16 protein-coding genes are annotated in these 16001 nt (G+C 57.2%); 9 read left to right on the top strand and 7 right to left on the bottom strand.

Features of this window, described 5'->3' with window-relative positions; genetic code table 11:
* Nucleotides 1-72 precede the first annotated feature (72 nt).
* Together AAC637_RS04475 and AAC637_RS04470 are read right to left on the bottom strand one after the other, a co-directional pair.
* A complete protein-coding gene (locus AAC637_RS04475) occupies nt 73-1692 on the bottom strand; it encodes a peptide chain release factor 3 (protein WP_340302495.1) in 1620 nt (539 codons plus the stop codon).
* Between the two features lie 68 nt (nt 1693-1760).
* Entirely contained in the window at nt 1761-2723 is a 963-nt protein-coding gene (locus tag AAC637_RS04470) for a Hint domain-containing protein (protein ID WP_340302494.1), read from the bottom strand.
* A 228-nt stretch (nt 2724-2951) separates the two neighbouring features.
* On the opposite strand from AAC637_RS04470, the gene AAC637_RS04465 reads away from it, so the two are divergent.
* The 6 genes from AAC637_RS04465 (at nt 2952) to AAC637_RS04440 (ending at nt 7785) form a co-directional block, all read left to right on the top strand.
* Nucleotides 2952-3731, top strand: a complete 780-nt coding sequence (locus AAC637_RS04465; protein ID WP_340302493.1) for an SDR family oxidoreductase — start codon at nt 2952-2954, stop codon at nt 3729-3731.
* A gap of 87 nt (nt 3732-3818) precedes the next feature.
* The gene (locus AAC637_RS04460; protein WP_340302492.1) at nt 3819-4922 is read left to right on the top strand and encodes an ABC transporter ATP-binding protein; all 1104 of its coding nucleotides are present in this window, start codon (nt 3819-3821) and stop codon (nt 4920-4922) included.
* A 204-nt stretch (nt 4923-5126) separates the two neighbouring features.
* Nucleotides 5127-5348 carry a twin-arginine translocase TatA/TatE family subunit gene (locus AAC637_RS04455; protein WP_317656028.1) on the top strand — a complete coding sequence of 74 codons (222 nt, stop codon included), beginning with the start codon at nt 5127-5129 and terminating at the stop codon, nt 5346-5348.
* Nucleotides 5349-5431: 83 nt separating this feature from the next.
* Nucleotides 5432-6037: a Sec-independent protein translocase protein TatB gene (gene tatB / locus AAC637_RS04450; protein ID WP_340302491.1), complete on the top strand. Its 606-nt coding sequence runs from the start codon at nt 5432-5434 to the stop codon at nt 6035-6037.
* Nucleotides 6034-6927: a twin-arginine translocase subunit TatC gene (gene tatC, locus AAC637_RS04445; RefSeq protein ID WP_340302490.1), complete on the top strand. Its 894-nt coding sequence runs from the start codon at nt 6034-6036 to the stop codon at nt 6925-6927. The genes tatB and tatC overlap by 4 nt, the downstream gene beginning before the upstream one ends.
* 15 nt (nt 6928-6942) lie before the next feature.
* A complete protein-coding gene (locus AAC637_RS04440; RefSeq protein WP_340303144.1) occupies nt 6943-7785 on the top strand; it encodes an ATP-binding protein in 843 nt (280 codons plus the stop codon).
* Here the strand turns inward: AAC637_RS04440 and AAC637_RS04435 are convergent, their stop codons facing one another.
* The 4 genes from AAC637_RS04435 to AAC637_RS04420 are packed head-to-tail and all read right to left on the bottom strand — an operon-like array spanning nt 7786 to nt 11234.
* Nucleotides 7786-8733 (bottom strand): AEC family transporter, encoded by a 948-nt coding sequence (locus tag AAC637_RS04435; protein ID WP_340302489.1) that lies wholly within the window; start codon nt 8731-8733, stop codon nt 7786-7788.
* Between the two features lie 9 nt (nt 8734-8742).
* Nucleotides 8743-9654, bottom strand: a complete 912-nt coding sequence (locus AAC637_RS04430; protein WP_340302488.1) for a DMT family transporter — start codon at nt 9652-9654, stop codon at nt 8743-8745.
* Between the two features lie 42 nt (nt 9655-9696).
* Nucleotides 9697-10188, bottom strand: a complete 492-nt coding sequence (locus tag AAC637_RS04425; RefSeq protein WP_340302487.1) for a lipocalin family protein — start codon at nt 10186-10188, stop codon at nt 9697-9699.
* The gene (locus AAC637_RS04420; protein WP_340302486.1) at nt 10188-11234 is read right to left on the bottom strand and encodes an aldo/keto reductase; all 1047 of its coding nucleotides are present in this window, start codon (nt 11232-11234) and stop codon (nt 10188-10190) included. Before AAC637_RS04420 ends, AAC637_RS04425 begins: the two co-directional genes overlap by 1 nt.
* 115 nt (nt 11235-11349) lie before the next feature.
* Here AAC637_RS04420 and AAC637_RS04415 point away from each other — a divergent pair, with 115 nt between their 5' ends.
* From AAC637_RS04415 to AAC637_RS04405, 3 genes are all read left to right on the top strand, one after another.
* Nucleotides 11350-12009 (top strand): ImuA family protein, encoded by a 660-nt coding sequence (locus AAC637_RS04415; RefSeq protein WP_340302485.1) that lies wholly within the window; start codon nt 11350-11352, stop codon nt 12007-12009.
* An 82-nt stretch (nt 12010-12091) separates the two neighbouring features.
* A complete protein-coding gene (metG, locus tag AAC637_RS04410) occupies nt 12092-13804 on the top strand; it encodes a methionine--tRNA ligase (RefSeq protein WP_340302484.1) in 1713 nt (570 codons plus the stop codon).
* 113 nt (nt 13805-13917) lie between these two features.
* Complete coding sequence (locus AAC637_RS04405) at nt 13918-15585, top strand: chloride channel protein (RefSeq protein WP_340302483.1); 1668 nt, start codon at nt 13918-13920, stop codon at nt 15583-15585.
* An 11-nt stretch (nt 15586-15596) separates the two neighbouring features.
* Here AAC637_RS04405 and AAC637_RS04400 read toward each other — a convergent pair whose 3' ends face one another.
* On the bottom strand, nt 15597-15941 hold the full coding sequence (locus AAC637_RS04400) for a DUF427 domain-containing protein (protein WP_340302482.1): 345 nt from the start codon (nt 15939-15941) through the stop codon (nt 15597-15599).
* Nucleotides 15942-16001 lie beyond the last annotated feature (60 nt).

The following is a 16001-nucleotide window of genomic DNA, read 5'->3' as shown; positions in this document are numbered from 1 at the left end:
CGTGATCCTTGGCCAGATTGCCAAGAATGGACAAGCATTTAGCCGAAACCACGGCAAGGGTCAAACGGGGTGTTAAACCATCAATTCCTTGGTCGCCGAGAGTCGCACATCGGGGTAGTCGCGTTCGACACGATCAATGTCCCATTGCAGGCGCGTCAGATACACAGGGTCGCCATCATTATCGACCGCCATATGTTGTTTATTGGCAGTCGCAAATGCATCGACCTTGTCGCGCGCGCCATGCACCCATCGGGCCGATGTGAATTGGCTGGCTTCAAAGCGCACGGGCAGGCCATATTCAAGTTCTATCCGACTGGCGAGAACCTCGAATTGCAGCGCGCCCACAACGCCCACGATAAAACCTGCGCCAAGCTGTGGCTTAAAGATTTTTGCAGCCCCTTCTTCGGCGAATTGCATAAGCGCCTTTTCAAGGTGTTTGGCCTTCATCGGGTCGCCTGCGCGCGCCACTTGCAACAATTCAGGCGCGAAACTGGGTATCCCTGTAAAGCGCAGCGCCTCCCCTTCGGTCAGGGCATCCCCGATGCGCAACTGCCCGTGATTGGGAATGCCGATGATGTCGCCTGCCCATGCCTCTTCTGCCAATTCGCGGTCAGCGGCGAGGAAGAGCACAGGGTTGGATACAGCCATCGGTTTCTTAGAGCGCACATGATGCAGTTTCATGCCCCGCTCAAAATGTCCTGACGCCAAACGAATAAAGGCCACGCGATCGCGGTGTTTTGGGTCCATATTGGCCTGAACTTTGAACACGAAGCCCGTTACCTTGCCTTCTTCTGGCGCAATTTCGCGCGGATCGGCCGTTTGCACCTGTGGCGCGGGGCCGAATTCGGCAATGCCTTCCATCAATTCCCGCACCCCAAATGAGTTGATGGCCGAGCCGAACCAAATCGGGGTCATCGCACCCGCAAGGAATGTGGCGCGGTCAAAGGCGGGCAGCAATTCGCGCGCCATCTCGATTTCTTCGCGCAGCTTGGCCAGCTGTGCTTCGGGGATGTGATCGGCCAGTTTGGGGTCATCTAGCCCACTCATCTTAACCGTTTCGGCAACGCGGTTGCGATCTGCGCGATCCATCAATTCAAGCCGATCATGGATCAGGTCGTAACACCCCAAGAAATCGCGCCCCATCCCAATGGGCCAACTGGCGGGCGCCACATCAATCGCGAGGTTCTCTTGGATTTCGTCAATGATTTCGAATGTGTCGCGGCTTTCGCGATCCATCTTGTTGCAGAAGGTGAGGATGGGCAAATCGCGCAAGCGGCAAACCTCAAAGAGTTTTTGGGTCTGGCTTTCTACGCCCTTGGCCCCATCAATCACCATGATGGCGGCATCCACCGCCGTAAGCGTGCGGTAGGTATCCTCTGAGAAATCGCTGTGGCCGGGGGTGTCCACAAGGTTAAAGCGGAACTCGCGGTAATCAAAGGACATGGCCGAAGCAGAGACCGAGATGCCGCGATCCTGTTCCATTTTCATAAAGTCCGAGCGCGTGCGCCGTGCTTCGCCTTTGGCGCGCACTTGACCCGCCATTTGAATAGCGCCGCCATAGAGCAAGAATTTCTCGGTCAGCGTGGTCTTGCCCGCGTCTGGGTGGGAAATGATCGCAAAGGTGCGTCTGCGCCCGATTTCAGGCGGCAGGGCAGGGCGATTGGCGAGGGGTGAAGGCGATATATGGGACATGGGGCGCGGTATATGGCGCGATGCGCCCTTTGGAAAGGGGGATGATGCGGGAAGGCGATCAGGATATGCTATGGGTTGGGGCGTTTTTTGCCACCCAGTGAGGCCTTGTAAAGCGCCTTGGCGGGATCCCCTCCTGCGCGGGCAAGCGCCAGTGCGTCAAGCTCAAGCGCGGTGCGTAATTCGGGGCTTAGATCGGGCGCGGCGGTTGCAAGTATCGCTTCGGGCAAGGCAGGGCGGGTTTGCCCTGTAACCATCAGGCTTTCGACCGCGATCCCCTCGGCATAGAGGATTTCGTGACGATCAAGTAGGATTTGGAACCCATCAAAGAAGCCGCCCTCAAGCCGTGTGATCGTGCTGCCATTGATCAAATGGGCGGCCTTCACCATGACCTCAGCCCGGCCTGTGCCAAGCATATCTTGGCGCTGCCACACAAAGAGGCGATGGTTCGGCATCAAAACCAAATCTCGCGCCGTGTTTAACGCGCCTTGGCGGATCAGCACGGGCGCTGTGCTGCCTGTGCCGCGCAACACAGTGCGCCCAATCCATCGAATGGGCTGCGCCCCATTTTCGCGGGTCAGCAGCAGGTCGCCCTCTTGCAGCGCCTCAACGGCAATTTGTGCGCCAGAGGCAAGGGTAAGGTGCGTTCCTGCCAAAAAGGACAGACAGGCAATATCAGCAAAGCGCAGCGATGCTGTTTCGGCCTCAGAGCCCACCAATTCATAATCTTCGCCCGGCTCAAGGTTGCACAGCGTCAGGATGTAATGGGCGGGTTGGCCCGCAGGCCAGAATGTCAGGGTCAGGATTTCGGCCAAAGTCCCGTCTGGGGTCATCAATTGGTGACAGGCTGCAATCGTCAGCTTGTCGCCTGCACGGCCCAATTGACTGCCTTCGGTCACCAACTGCGTGCCATCGGCATCATCCCGCATGGCAAGGGTGAGGGCGCTGGCATCTTTGCGCATGCGGTAGATATCGCCTGCTTCCACCTCGTCAAAGGTGCCAAGCGCATCGCCTTCATTGGCGCCGCGATCCATTCAGAACTGCGTGGCAGGATAAACATCGAATTTTAATTGTGCGGGTAAGCTGGCCATTTCACCCTCCTTTTTTCTCAATAGAAACGGGGCAGGGCGCGGTCAAGCGGCGCTTTTGGTGAAAGGTAAATCTGACGCAACACTGGATTTGGCAGCAACAGGCACCTAACTTGCCCCCAGAGGCGCGCTTGCGCGCTAGGAAAGATATTAAGGAATGCGAGGGAGCAGATCATGGATTTGGGCATCAAGGGAAAACGCGCATTGGTTTGTGCATCGTCCAAGGGCTTGGGGCGCGGGTGCGCCGAAGCCTTGGCTGAGGCAGGGGTTGATCTGGTGCTCAACGCCCGCGGGGCAGAGGCGCTTGAGGCGACTGCGACGCATATTCGTGACACCTATGGTGTTTCAGTCACCGCGATTGCCGCCGATATCACCGATGAGGCGGCGCGCGCCAATGTTATCGCGGGGGCGGGTGCGATTGATATTCTTGTGACCAATGCAGGCGGCCCCCCACCAGGTTTGTGGTCGGATTGGACGCGTGAGGATTTCATCAAGGCTCTGGATGCCAATATGCTGACGCCAATTGCGCTGATGAAACATTACATGCCGCATATGATGGAAAAATCATGGGGTCGCGTGGTCAATGTCACTTCGCAATCGGTCAAGGCACCGATCCCACAATTGGGCTTGTCCAATTCTGCACGCGCAGGCTTGACGGGCTATGTTGCGGGCACAGCCCGTCAGGTTGCTGCCAAAGGGGTGATCATCAACAATCTCTTGCCTGGTATTCACGCCACGGATCGCGCCGATGCGCTTGATAAGGGTGTGGCGGAACGCGAGGGGATCAGTGTTGAGGAGGCACGCACCCGCCGCTTTGGCACCCTACCGGTTGGGCGCTACGGCACGGCGCAGGAATTTGGCGCTACCTGTGCCTTTCTATGCTCGCAACATGTGGGTTTCATGGTGGGGCAAAATGTGCTCTTGGATGGTGGTCAGAACGCCATCACCATTTGAGAGGCCGCAGCAAAGCGGCGCTTGAAAGGGGGGCTTGTGCCTGATAGCTGACCAAGTTGAGTGTTTTTATCAGGATGCAAGCGCCCTATGAACCAAGTCCCGCGCCAAAATTCCCCGCGGCTTGAGGTAAGCAACCTCTCTTGCGTCTTTGATGGGACGGAAGTGGTGCGGGGCATATCCTTGTCGGTGGCGGCTGGGCAGGTGATGTGTTTGCTTGGCCCTTCGGGATGCGGAAAATCCACCACATTGCGTGTCATCGCGGGGGTCGAGCGTCAAACGGGTGGGACGGTTGCGCTTGATGGTGTCACTGTCTCCGATGCAGGGCTGCATCTGCCCCCCGAGGCACGGTCGGTCGGTTTGATCTTTCAAGATTTCGCGCTTTTTCCGCATCTCAACGTGGCGCAAAATATAGCCTTTGGTCTAAAGGGGCGCGGCCCTGAAGTGGGCGCGCGGGTTGAGGAATTGCTCGCCCGTGTCGATCTCAAAGGCTATGGGGAAAAAGGCATCCATATGCTGTCGGGCGGCGAGCAGCAGCGTGTGGCCTTGGCCCGCGCGCTAGCACCGCGCCCGAAAGTAATGCTGATGGATGAACCGTTTTCGGGGTTAGACAATCGTCTGCGCGATGGCATCCGCGATGAAACATTGGAATTGCTGAAAGAAGAGGGCACAGCGGTCGTTCTTGTCACCCATGAGCCCGAGGAAGCGATGCGCATGGCAGATCAAATCGCCTTGATGCGCAACGGTCACATCGTGCAACAGGGCGCGCCGTATAATATTTACAACGCCCCCGTGGACAAGGCGGCGGCGGCATTTTTCTCGGATGTGAATGTCATCTCTGGCCGTGTGGACGGGGCGCTGACCGACACTGCCTTTGGGCAATTCTTGGCGCCAGGTTTTGCCGATGGCACGGCGGTTGAGATTGTCTTTCGCCCCCAACATGTGAAGATTGATTTTGATCGGGGCGGTCGTGGCCCAAACCCTACTGTCAGCGATGGTGTGCCAGCACGCGGCATGGTCGAGCGCGCGCGCTTCATGGGCCATGAAAGCCTTGTTGAGTTTCGCATGGATTTCAACGGCGAGGTGATCCGTGCAACGGTGCCGGGCGTATTTTTGCCCAAGAAAGGCACCGCGATGTGGTTGAGCCTGCGCCGCGAGAAATGTTTTGTTTTTCCCGCGGCCAAAGCATCCTAAGCGGGCCTTCATTATACAATCGTGATCAGTTTCCCGCGTGCAGGGGCGTTTTGCCCCTTGCAGGCGGCGCAGGATTTCGCGACATTCCCTTGGTGGGCAAGCGGCATTGGCCTTTGGGGGCTATGGCGTTGAGGCCAAGATATAAACGCGGCGCGGTTGATGTGCGGAGTGTTTCATTAGTCGGCGCTGAAATGGGAGAGCGAAATGTTCAACAATATTGGCCCTGCAGGGCTTTTGCTGATTGCGGTGGTCGTGCTGGTTCTATTCGGGCGCGGCAAAATCGCGGGCCTGATGGGCGAAGTGGGGAAAGGTATCACCGCCTTTAAGCGCGGCGTCAAAGACAGCACCGAGGAGCTTGAAAATAAAGCTGCCGATGGTGAGGGCGCGCGCGATGTCACCCCTGAAAACGAGCGTGACAAGGCCTAATGATCGTCATTGGCCTTGCGCATTGGCGCGGGGCGGGATCATGAAACCCTGCGCTAATCGCGGTTTGTCACGAGAGGGACGCCATGCCTGATATCGGGTGGATGGAATTGATGGTGATCGGCATAGTTGCCTTGATCGTTGTTGGGCCAAAAGACTTGCCTGTCATGTTCCGCAAAGCGGGTCTGTTTGTGGGGCGCATCAAAGGCATGGCGCGCGAGTTTACCTCGGCTATGAATGATGCGGCTGATCAAACGGGCATGCGCGAAATGAACCGCGAGATGAAAGCCCTGACCAATCCGCGTCAATATGGTCTGGATAAGGTCAAGCAATCTCTCAACGCGGATCTTGATCTCGATGCAGATTTCAACAGCGACAAGCCGCTGAAGACGGGCAATCAAGGTAAACCTGCGGGCGCGCAAGGAAATCCGACACAAGCCCCCGCACCTGCCGTTAAGCGCAGTGAGCCAGCAGAGGCGCCAAGCGAGGTGCCAGCGCAGGCAAAAGCCGCGCCTGCCAAAAAGACGGCGCCCAAAGCAAAGGCGGCCCCCAAGGCAGCGCCGAAAAAGGCACCTGCGAAAAAAGCCGAACCCGCAAAAACGACACGGGCCAAGGCCGCGCCTGTAAAGGCCAAGACGACTGCGCCCAAAGCGGCCCCTAAACCCCGCGCGAAAAAGGCGGATGAGGCATGAGCGAAGACGAGATTGAAGATCATTCCGCCCCATTGATTGAGCATTTGGCGGAATTGCGCACGCGGTTGATCCGCTCGGTTTTGGCCTTTGTGGCGGGTATGGTGATTATGTTCACTGTAGCCGAACCCTTGCTTGAATTTATTTCGCAACCTCTGGCCGATGTCTTACGCGCGCGGGGCGAAGATGCACGTTTGATCTTCACCGCCCCGCAAGAGAAATTCTTTGTCTTGATCCGTATTTCGGTGATAGCGGGCTTTGCGATTTCTTTCCCTGTGATCGCGCATCAGCTTTGGCGCTTTGTGGCACCGGGTCTCTATAAGACCGAGAAAAATGCGTTTTTTCCCTTCTTGATTGCTTCGCCGCTTTTGTTTCTCTTGGGGGCTGCCTTCGCGCATTTCATCGTCACGCCCTTGGCCATGAATTTCTTCATCGGGTTTTCTGATGCGATCCCTGCCTTGGCCAACTTGATTGCAGGGGAGGGGGAATTCCAACCCTCCGCGCCCTCACAAGAGCTGCAAACAGTCTTTCTTGGTTCGGTGCGCGAGTCGCTTGATCTGGCGCTTAAGTTTATCTTTGCCTTCGGGCTGTGCTTTCAGCTGCCCGTGCTTTTGACCTTGATGGGTAAGGCGGGGTTGGTTTCAGCCGCAGGTCTGCGCGATGTGCGCAAATATGCGATTGTGGGCATTTTGGTCGTTGCGGCCTTAGTGACCCCGCCCGATGTTGTCACGCAGCTGATCCTGTTCACCGCCGTTTATGGGCTATACGAGATCTCCATTTTCTTGGTCGCCATGGTTGAGAAAAAGCGCAAGGAGCGCCTCAAGGCCGAAGGCCTGTGGGATGAAGACGAGGCCGATGAAGCGCCCGCAGAGGACGCGGCGCAGAAAGAGTAAACGGTAGTAATGACTATGGCGAAAAAGCAGCTTGCCCGAATTGCGGATGCGTTAGAACGGATGGCCCCGCCCGCCGCGCAAACCCCTGATTGGGATGCGGCTGATGCCTTTGTGTGGCATGCAGATCCTGATCATTTGGAACCTGTCGCGCAGATTTCGCGCGTGGGTGTTGAAATGTTGGTGGGCGTGGATCGCGCGCGCGACACGCTTATGGCCAATACGCGCCAATTTGCGCGCGGCTATGCCGCTAATAACGCGCTCTTATGGGGCGCGCGGGGGATGGGGAAATCCTCGTTGGTTAAGGCCGCACATGGGGCTGTGGTGGCCGAGGGTCTGCCGCTCAAATTGGTAGAAATACAGCGCGAAGATTTGCCCACGATTGGCAGGCTTTTGACGCTGTTGCGCGCGGCCCCTGCACGCGTGATCTTGTTTTGTGATGATCTATCCTTCAGCCATGATGACCAACATTATAAGTCGCTCAAGGCGGTTTTGGATGGTGGTGTGCAAGGCCGCCCTGAAAATGTGATTTTCTATGCCACCTCCAACCGCCGTCACCTGATGCCGCGTGATATGATCGAGAATGAGCGCAGCGGCGCTATAAACCCATCTGAGGCCGTGGAGGAGAAGGTCTCGCTCTCGGATCGGTTTGGGTTGTGGCTTGGGTTCCATCCTTGCACGCAAGACGAATATTTCGAGATGATTGACGGCTATTGCCGCGCCTATGGCGTGGCTGTGCCCCAAGATCAGGTACGTGCCGAGGCGATTGAGTGGACTGCAACGCGCGGGGCGCGGTCAGGCCGCGTGGCATGGCAATTTTTCACTGATTTGGCAGGTCGACACGGCGTTGCGCTGAAATAACTATAGGCCGAAAACCCGCTCTCCAAGGCTCAGCCACAATGGCATCGTTGCGAAGGAGAGCAGCGTTTGCACGGTGATCATTGCGGCCATAAGCGGCGCATCCCCCCCCATTTGTCGGGCCAATGTATAGGCGGCCACGCCTGTTGGCAGCGCGCCAAAGGTCAGCGCGATTTGTGCCTGTAGGGGCGGCACATCGAGGATCAAAGCCAACCCCATAATTGCGGCAGGAAACAAGCCAAGCTTTGCGATGGCTGCAAGAAATAATGGCCCCGCCTCTGCCGAGAGGCCGCGCAGTTTGAGGTTCGCCCCAACGCACAGCAACATGATGGGCAGGGCCGCTTGGCCCAGAATTTCGAGGCTGTCGTGAAAAACTGGCACCCGCGGCAACCCTGCAAGGTTCCATGCCATGGCAGCGGCAATCGACAGGATCAAAGGGTTTTTCGCAAGATTTTTTAGCGTGGCCGTGATCTGGCCGCCAATCCCCGTGCCGCGCTCTTGTGGCAACATGAGGACAAGCGTGGTCACCACTGTTAGGTTGACCACAGGCACCAGAATGGCCGCGCCTAAAATCGCAAGCTCCAACCCCTCAGGTCCATATAGGGCGCCCGCGACAGCAAGGGCGATGAACGTGTTGAACCGTCCCGCCCCTTGCACCAAAGAACTGCCCGCGGCGCGCCCATGGTGGCGCATTAAGCCCGCCCCGATGAGCCCCGCAATGATGCCCACGAAAAAACCCGCATAGAGCAATGCGGAAAAGCCACCCAAAGCAGCAGCGCCCAAATCGGCCGTAGAAATGCTGTCAAAGAAGATGGCAGGCATCAGAACCAGATAGACCAGACGGTCATTGAGGTTCCAAAACTCGGCCGAGGGCAGGCCCGCGCGGCGCAGGCCGTAGCCTGTGGCAATCATAACGAAAATCGGCGCAATGGCGAGGGGTATTGTGAACATGGCGCTTTCTTACGCCTCTTGCAGGATAATGGCGAGCAGCGCGGCGAGGATCAGAACCAATCCCATCACCTCTTTTTTGGTGCTGCGTTCTTTGAGCCAGAAGATAGAAAAGAGATAGGTAAAGACCAATTCCACTTGCCCGACCGCTTTGACCAATGCCGCATTTTGTAGGCCAAAGGCCAAGAACCATCCAAGTGAACCCAAAAGTGAGGTGGCCCCCGTGGGAAGTCCAATGCGCCATTGATGCAGCACAGAACCAATTTGTGTGCGCTCGCGCCAAGCAATCCAAAGGCCCAAACTGCTGGCTTGAATGGCGCAGGCCACCGCAAGGGCAAATCCAGATCGCAGCAGCGCATCCCCCCCTTCAAGGCTTAGGATCGCGCCGCGATAGGTCACGGCAGACACCCCGAAAAGCCCGCCAGAGGCCAGCCCGAAAAATGCGGCCTTGGTGGCAAAGCGCGCGAGAAGGGTTTGACCATCGCCCTTTTGCCCCCCGTCTGAGATCAAAATAACGCCGATCACCCCAACCACGATGGCGGCAAAAACCCACAGCGATACGCCTTCGCCCAAAACCACCAAACCGAGGCAGGCGGTCAGGATGGTTTCCGTCTTTTTCAGGGTCACGCCAATTGCGAAGTTACGAAACTCAAACAGCGCCACAACACAGGCTGTGGCCAGAACTTGGGCCAATGAGCCAAGAACGATATAGGCCCAGAACTGGGGTTGGATCTGTGGCAAATCAAACCCGCGTATACGGGCATATAGGATCACGCCACAGGCCACGATGGGCGCGCTGTAAAGAAACCGCGCCCAAGTGGCGCCTGCGGTCGACAGCGCACTTTTGCGCAAGTGATGCTGTAACAGAAACCTGAGGTTCTGCATGAAGGCAGCAAAGATGGTGGCGGCAATCCAAACTGGCATGCGATCAGATTGCGCCTTTCCTGAGAAAGGGCAAGCGTGTAGTCATTGGTTCAGCGCGATAAAATCATTTGGATCATAGCCATTGGCCGCAGCAAGGCGCAATGCAGCGTCAATGCGATCAGCGCCCCCCGTTGTTCTGCGGTCAATGATCCACGCCAAGCGCCCGTCAGGCGCGCCTAGCAATGCGGTGCGATAGTCATCATCAACCCAAAGCACCCAAAGCGCCCGCCCGCGCGCATCTGTAAAGCGGGCAGGGTGCGGGCCGTCCGAGGTCAGCGCCATCCTTTGGCCAGATCCATCCACATACCGCAAACCTATGATTTGGCCGCTGCCTTCCTCAAAGCTGAGGTTGCGCGGCGCGGTTCTATCGATGGCGTGGCGCATCACCCATGGCCCCGCAAATCGTGCGGCTTCAAACCGTGTGGTCGAGGCAATCGGTGCATCCGCCCGTCTTGCCCCCATCATGGGCGGGCTACAGGCTGTGATCAAACACAGGGCCAATAGAAGCGCGGTTTGGGTGAGGCGCAGGCGCATCAATAGGGCAACGGATGGGCGCGATGGATCGCGTTTATCTCGTCCAGAACATCGCCCGATAGGGTCACATCCAAGCCATCTAGAATGCGGGCAAGCTGGGCGCTTGTGGTTGCGCCAAAGATGGTCGAGACGGAGAAAGGGCGCTGCACAGTAAAGGCCAAAGCCATGTGAACTGGATCAATACCGTGCTTTTGCGCCAAGTCTAGATAGGCTGCGACCGCATCAAAGACGCGCGGGCTTTTGCGACCGCCCAAATCCCCGTTACCCTCCATGCGCGAGCCTTCTGGAATGGCCCCGTTTTGGTATTTCCCCGTCAAAAGGCCCGCGGCAAGGGGCGAATAGGCCAGCAGGGTCAGCTGCTCATTCACGGCCAGTTCCGCAAAATCTGTGTCATAGAGGCGGCACAGGAGCGAATATTCATTTTGCAAGGACATCACACGCGGCAGGCCGCGCTCTTCGGAAAGGCGCATCCATTGCGCAACGCCCCAGACCGTATCATTGGACAGCGCGAAATAGCGCATTTTGCCTGCTTTGATCATCCGATCTGCTGCATCCAAGATCTCTTCCATATGGGCCAGCGTCACGGATTTCACCTGTGCCGAAGGATCATAGGCCCAGTTTTGGCGGAAATGATACGAACCGCGATTGGGCCAATGCATTTGGTAAATGTCGATATACTCTGTGCCCAGTCGTGCGAGCGAGGCATCGAGTGCTGCGGTAAAACTTGCGGCTGTTATATCCTCACCCATGCGCACAAACGCGGCGTTTTTGCCCGTGATTTTGGTGGCCAAGATATAATCGCCGCGCCGCGCAGGGTTGGCGCGGTTCCAATTGCCAAGAATGGTTTCGGTATTGCCGACTGTTTCCGCCCGCACAGGGTTAACGGGATACATCTCGGCGGTGTCGACAATATTGATCCCTGCCGCAAGCGCCATATCCATTTGGCGATGTGCGTCTGCCTCTGGGGTTTGGTTGCCCCATGTCATCGTGCCAAGGCAGTAATCGGTGATCATTGTGTCTGTGGTGCCAAGCTGAATTTTGCGCATCCCATCCTATCCTTCGCTGCTATCTTCCGCGTTATTGGTAGCGAGATGCCCAAGAAGGGCAAGGGGAGTGCGAAAATTTCTTGCAGAACAAAAAAAGAACATTTAGTCTGGCCTCATGCAAATCACCCATGCCTCTTTTGATCACATTACGGCCTCTGTGGCGCGGGCAAACCCGTCTTTGCGCCTTTTCGAGGGGTGTGATTTGCGGCTTGGGCGGGTGCATGAGTTTTGCGGCCCCGCACGGCGGCGTCTGGCGCTTTGGGCGGCGGCGCGGATGGAGGGGGCGGTGCTTTGGATCCGCCCTGCGTGGCACCCTGATCATCTGCATATGCAGGCCGTGGCAGAGGAGATTGACCCTGCCCGCATGATCTTTGTCGCGCCTGAGCGGCGCGAAGACCTGTTATGGTGCATGGAGGAGGCTTTGCGCAGCGGGGCCTGTAAAACTGTGGTTGCTGAAGTGCTAGAGCCACCCAACCTGACCGCGATCCGCCGTTTGCATCTGGCGGCTGAACATGCGGGAAGGCAGCCTTTCGCCGCGATTTTAACACCGCATCATGGGGGCGCAGCAGGGGTTGAGACGCGCTTTTCCTTAGCGGCCGATCATGGGGCCTTATCCATGCAAGGGGCGCTTGCAGGAAATCTGCCTGCAGGCCTAGAGGGGCGCGCATGGCATATGCAACGTCTGCGCGCGCGCCTTGCCCCGCCCGCCGCATGGCATGTAACGCGCGCATCCTCAGGCCTTTGTGCGAAATCCATAGCGCCCAGTTTTGTTTGACATCTTTGCACCGTCTAGCCATCCGCTTTGCTTTGGGTTAGACGCGAGAGCGAAGGAATTCATCTAAGACAAGGCGGGCGTGATGGAGCGTGTTCTGATCACTTCGGCGATCCCATATATCAATGGGATCAAGCATTTGGGAAATCTCGTAGGCAGCCAATTGCCTGCTGATCTTTTCGCCCGTTACAACCGCGGTCGGGGCCGTGAGGTTTTATTTCTCTGTGCCACAGATGAGCATGGCACGCCCGCCGAATTAGCCGCCGCTAAAGCGGGCATGGATGTCGCCGAATATTGCGCTAAAATGCACGCAATTCAGGCTGAGATTGCACAGGGTTTTCGCCTGAGTTTCGATCACTTTGGCCGGTCTTCTAGCCCGCAAAACCACGAATTGACCCAGCATTTTGCAGGCCGTTTGGCCGAGGCAGGGCTGATCTCTGAGGTGAGCGAGCGGCAGGTCTATTCCAATGCCGATGGCCGCTTTTTGCCTGATCGCTACATTGAGGGCACATGCCCCAATTGCGGCTATGACAAGGCCCGCGGCGATCAATGCGAGAACTGCACCAAGCAGCTTGACCCGACCGATTTGATTGACCCGCGCAGTGCGATTTCTGGCTCAACGGATTTGGAAGTGCGCGAGACCAAGCATCTGTATCTGCGCCAATCCTCTATGCGGGATCAATTGAACGCGTGGATCGACAGCAAGACAGATTGGCCAATTCTGACCACCTCTATCGCCAAAAAATGGCTCAATGACGGGGACGGGTTGCAAGATCGTGGCATCACGCGCGATTTGGATTGGGGCATCCCTGTTAAAAAGGGCAAGGATGAATGGCCAGGGATGGAGGGCAAGGTCTTCTATGTTTGGTTTGATGCGCCGATTGAATATATCGCCTGCGCCGCAGAATGGGTTGACGCAGGCAAGGGAGATGATTGGGAGCGGTGGTGGCGCACAGACAGGGGCGCGCAAGATGTGCGTTACGTCCAGTTCATGGGCAAGGATAACGTGCCCTTCCACACCTTGAGCTTCCCTGCAACGATCTTAGGCTCTGGCGAGCCATGGAAGCTGGTGGATTACATCAAATCCTTCAACTATCTCAATTATGATGGCGGCCAATTCTCGACCAGCCAAGGGCGTGGCGTGTTCATGGATCAGGCTTTGTCGATCCTGCCTTCGGATTATTGGCGGTGGTGGTTGCTGAGCCATGCGCCAGAAACCTCGGATAGCGAATTCACTTGGGAGAATTTCCAAGCAGGCGTGAACAAGGATTTGGCCGATGTTCTGGGCAATTTCGTCAGTCGGATCACCAAATTCTGCCGCTCAAAATTCGGTGAAGTGATCCCTGAGGCGGGCGACTACAGCGCACAAGAGGCCCAAGTGATGGCTGATTTACAGGCCCGCCTTGCGGCCTATCAGGCGCATATGGAGGCGATTGAAATTCGCAAAGCCGCCGCCGAATTGCGCGCAATTTGGGTTTTGGGGAATGAATATTTGCAATCTGCAGCCCCTTGGACGGTGTTCAAGGAAGATCCAGATCGCGCCGCGGCCATCACGCGGTTTTCTCTGAACCTCATCCCGTTTTATGCGCTCTTGTCTGCGCCGTTCATCCCAGATGCCGCACAGGCAATGTTGGATGCGATGGGGTGCAAAGATTACGCATGGCCCGAAGATGTCGCAGAAGGCCTCTCGCGGCTGCCAGCTGGGCAGGGCTTCACTGTGCCTGAGGTTCTTTTCGCAAAGATCAGTGACGAGCAGCGCGAAGAATGGCAAGCCCGCTTTGCGGGGGTGCGCAGCTGATAGAGGGTTGAATTTCAACCTCTTTGGGCCTTTGGTGGTTATAGAGGCGCGGCGCAAAGGCTGGTAAGTTGGATAAAGACCCGTCCCGATCTGGGCAACACCCCCTTAAGGCGATGTTGGCAGCAACATGGCGCCAGCAGCGCGCCTTGTTCTCGGAGGCATGGTTTATCCTGCGCCGCAAAGGCCCAAGCCAAATTCAGTTTTGGTTTATCGCGCTTGTGCTTGGGGGGGCAGCAGGCAGTGCGGCGGTGTTGTTCCGCCTTGGTGTAGATCGCTTGCAAGCCACGCTTTACGGCACCGAAGATATCCGTCATTTGCACAGCTACGCCGAAAGTTTGCCGTGGTATCTGATTTTGCTGATCCCCATTTTGGGGGGGCTTTTGGTGGGAATGATCCTGCATCGCTTTACGCCTGATGGGCGGGTGCGCTCTGTGGCGGATGTGATTGAAGGGGCCGCGCTGAATGAAGGTCGCGTTGAGATACGCGCGGGCGTTGCCTCGGCTGCGGCGTCCTTAATCACGCTTGGCTCAGGCGGCTCTACGGGTCGAGAGGGGCCTGTGGTGCATTTGGCTGCCGTAATCTCTAGTAAAATCTCCGCGCTTATTCGTGCCGATGGGATCACGGGGCGGGATTTGTTGGGCTGCGCGGTGGCCGCGGCTGTTTCCGCCTCGTTCAATGCACCAATTGCAGGGGCGCTTTTCGCGCTTGAGGTGATCTTGCGCCATTTCGCGGTGCATGCATTTGCGCCCATTGTCATTGCCAGTGTGGCAGGCACAGTGATCAGTCGCCTCACCTTGGGCGATGTGACAGAGTTCACATTGGGTCGTGAAAGCGCCTTGGGCTTTTACGCGGAACTGCCCGCCTATCTCATGTTGGGATTGATCTGTGGGCTTGTTGCCGTGGTGTTTATCCGCGCGGCCTTTTGGGCCGATGACCAAGGCACTCGGGTACAAAATTTCCTGCGCTTGCCGCGGTTCTTGCGCCCTGCGATTGCGGGGGCGTTACTGGGCGGCTTGGCGATTTTCTTCCCCCATATCATTGGCGTGGGCTATGAGACCACGAGCGCCGCTCTCACGGGGCAATTGGTGCTGCATGAGACGATTATCTTCGCCATTCTCAAGACGGTTGCCGTGGCAATCACGGTTGCGGGGCGCATGGGGGGCGGGGTGTTTTCCCCCTCATTGATGATTGGCGCGCTGACGGGCCTTGCCTTTGGTTTGATCGCGACCGCAATCCTGCCCGAGATGTCAGGGTCGGTGACGCTCTACGCTTTGGCAGGGATGGGTGCGGTTGCCGCCGCTGTTTTGGGCGCGCCCATCTCAACCACGTTGATTGTGTTTGAACTGACAGGCGACTGGCAAACGGGCCTTGCGGTGATGGTTTCTGTGTCCCTTTCCACGGCGCTTGCCAGCCGCCTTGTAGATCGCTCGTTCTTTTTGACCCAACTTGAACGGCGAAACATCCATTTGGCGGCAGGGCCACAGGCCTATTTGTTGGCCATGGTCGGGGCAGGGCGGATCATGCGGCCCATGACTGACCCGCGTGCCGCGCCCGCTGATGCCCTCTTGGCGCAGGTTGCGAAAGGGGTGTTTGTGACGCTTGAGGATACGCTTGAAACCATCATGCCGATTTTTGAGAAAACCGAAGCGGATTACATTCCCGTGATCAAAGAAAATCCGCAGGATGGGCCGCCCGCCCTAGAGGGGGCGGTGTTCCATATTGATGCGCTCAAAGCCTATACCCGTGCCATGGCGGACACTGCCGCTGAAGAGCACAGCTGACGGACACGCTGTTAAATACGCTCGACTGTGACGCGGTCGGTAAAGAAGGCGATATGGCCCTTAATGGCTTGGGCTTCGTCCGTTTTTGGATCTTCATAAGACCACGCCGCATCGTCAATCTGCCCTGATGCCGTTGAAATGGCATAGTAGCTGGCCATTCCCTTCTTGGGGCATTTGGTGGTGCTTTGGGTCTTTTCCAAAAGCGCCATGGCGATATCTTCGCGCGGAAAGTAGATCACGGCGGGCAAATCGCCCTCGTTCAATTCCAATGCCGCAGCAGATTCCGCCACGATCGCGCCGCCTGCGCGCACAACATATTTCCCCGATGCAGGGCGAATCGACATTGTGTTGGTCATGAATAGATCTCCTTCTTGTGCCTCTCATACAGGCTTGGTCTGAGAATAGCTAGGGAAGGT

The organism is Roseobacter sp. HKCCD7870, assembly GCF_037830315.1.
GTDB lineage: Bacteria > Pseudomonadota > Alphaproteobacteria > Rhodobacterales > Rhodobacteraceae > M30B80.
Note: the sequence above shows the minus strand (reverse complement) of the source record. Positions and strands in the feature narration are given on the sequence as shown.

Coding starts and splice junctions, on each gene's coding strand:
- AAC637_RS04475 (WP_340302495.1), bottom strand. CDS start 1,692: ATGTCCCATATATCGCCTTCACCCCTCGCCAATCGCCCTGCCCTGCCG.
- AAC637_RS04470 (WP_340302494.1), bottom strand. CDS start 2,723: ATGGATCGCGGCGCCAATGAAGGCGATGCGCTTGGCACCTTTGACGAG.
- AAC637_RS04465 (WP_340302493.1), top strand. CDS start 2,952: ATGGATTTGGGCATCAAGGGAAAACGCGCATTGGTTTGTGCATCGTCC.
- AAC637_RS04460 (WP_340302492.1), top strand. CDS start 3,819: ATGAACCAAGTCCCGCGCCAAAATTCCCCGCGGCTTGAGGTAAGCAAC.
- AAC637_RS04455 (WP_317656028.1), top strand. CDS start 5,127: ATGTTCAACAATATTGGCCCTGCAGGGCTTTTGCTGATTGCGGTGGTC.
- tatB (WP_340302491.1), top strand. CDS start 5,432: ATGCCTGATATCGGGTGGATGGAATTGATGGTGATCGGCATAGTTGCC.
- tatC (WP_340302490.1), top strand. CDS start 6,034: ATGAGCGAAGACGAGATTGAAGATCATTCCGCCCCATTGATTGAGCAT.
- AAC637_RS04440 (WP_340303144.1), top strand. CDS start 6,943: ATGGCGAAAAAGCAGCTTGCCCGAATTGCGGATGCGTTAGAACGGATG.
- AAC637_RS04435 (WP_340302489.1), bottom strand. CDS start 8,733: ATGTTCACAATACCCCTCGCCATTGCGCCGATTTTCGTTATGATTGCC.
- AAC637_RS04430 (WP_340302488.1), bottom strand. CDS start 9,654: ATGCCAGTTTGGATTGCCGCCACCATCTTTGCTGCCTTCATGCAGAAC.
- AAC637_RS04425 (WP_340302487.1), bottom strand. CDS start 10,188: ATGCGCCTGCGCCTCACCCAAACCGCGCTTCTATTGGCCCTGTGTTTG.
- AAC637_RS04420 (WP_340302486.1), bottom strand. CDS start 11,234: ATGCGCAAAATTCAGCTTGGCACCACAGACACAATGATCACCGATTAC.
- AAC637_RS04415 (WP_340302485.1), top strand. CDS start 11,350: ATGCAAATCACCCATGCCTCTTTTGATCACATTACGGCCTCTGTGGCG.
- metG (WP_340302484.1), top strand. CDS start 12,092: ATGGAGCGTGTTCTGATCACTTCGGCGATCCCATATATCAATGGGATC.
- AAC637_RS04405 (WP_340302483.1), top strand. CDS start 13,918: ATGTTGGCAGCAACATGGCGCCAGCAGCGCGCCTTGTTCTCGGAGGCA.
- AAC637_RS04400 (WP_340302482.1), bottom strand. CDS start 15,941: ATGACCAACACAATGTCGATTCGCCCTGCATCGGGGAAATATGTTGTG.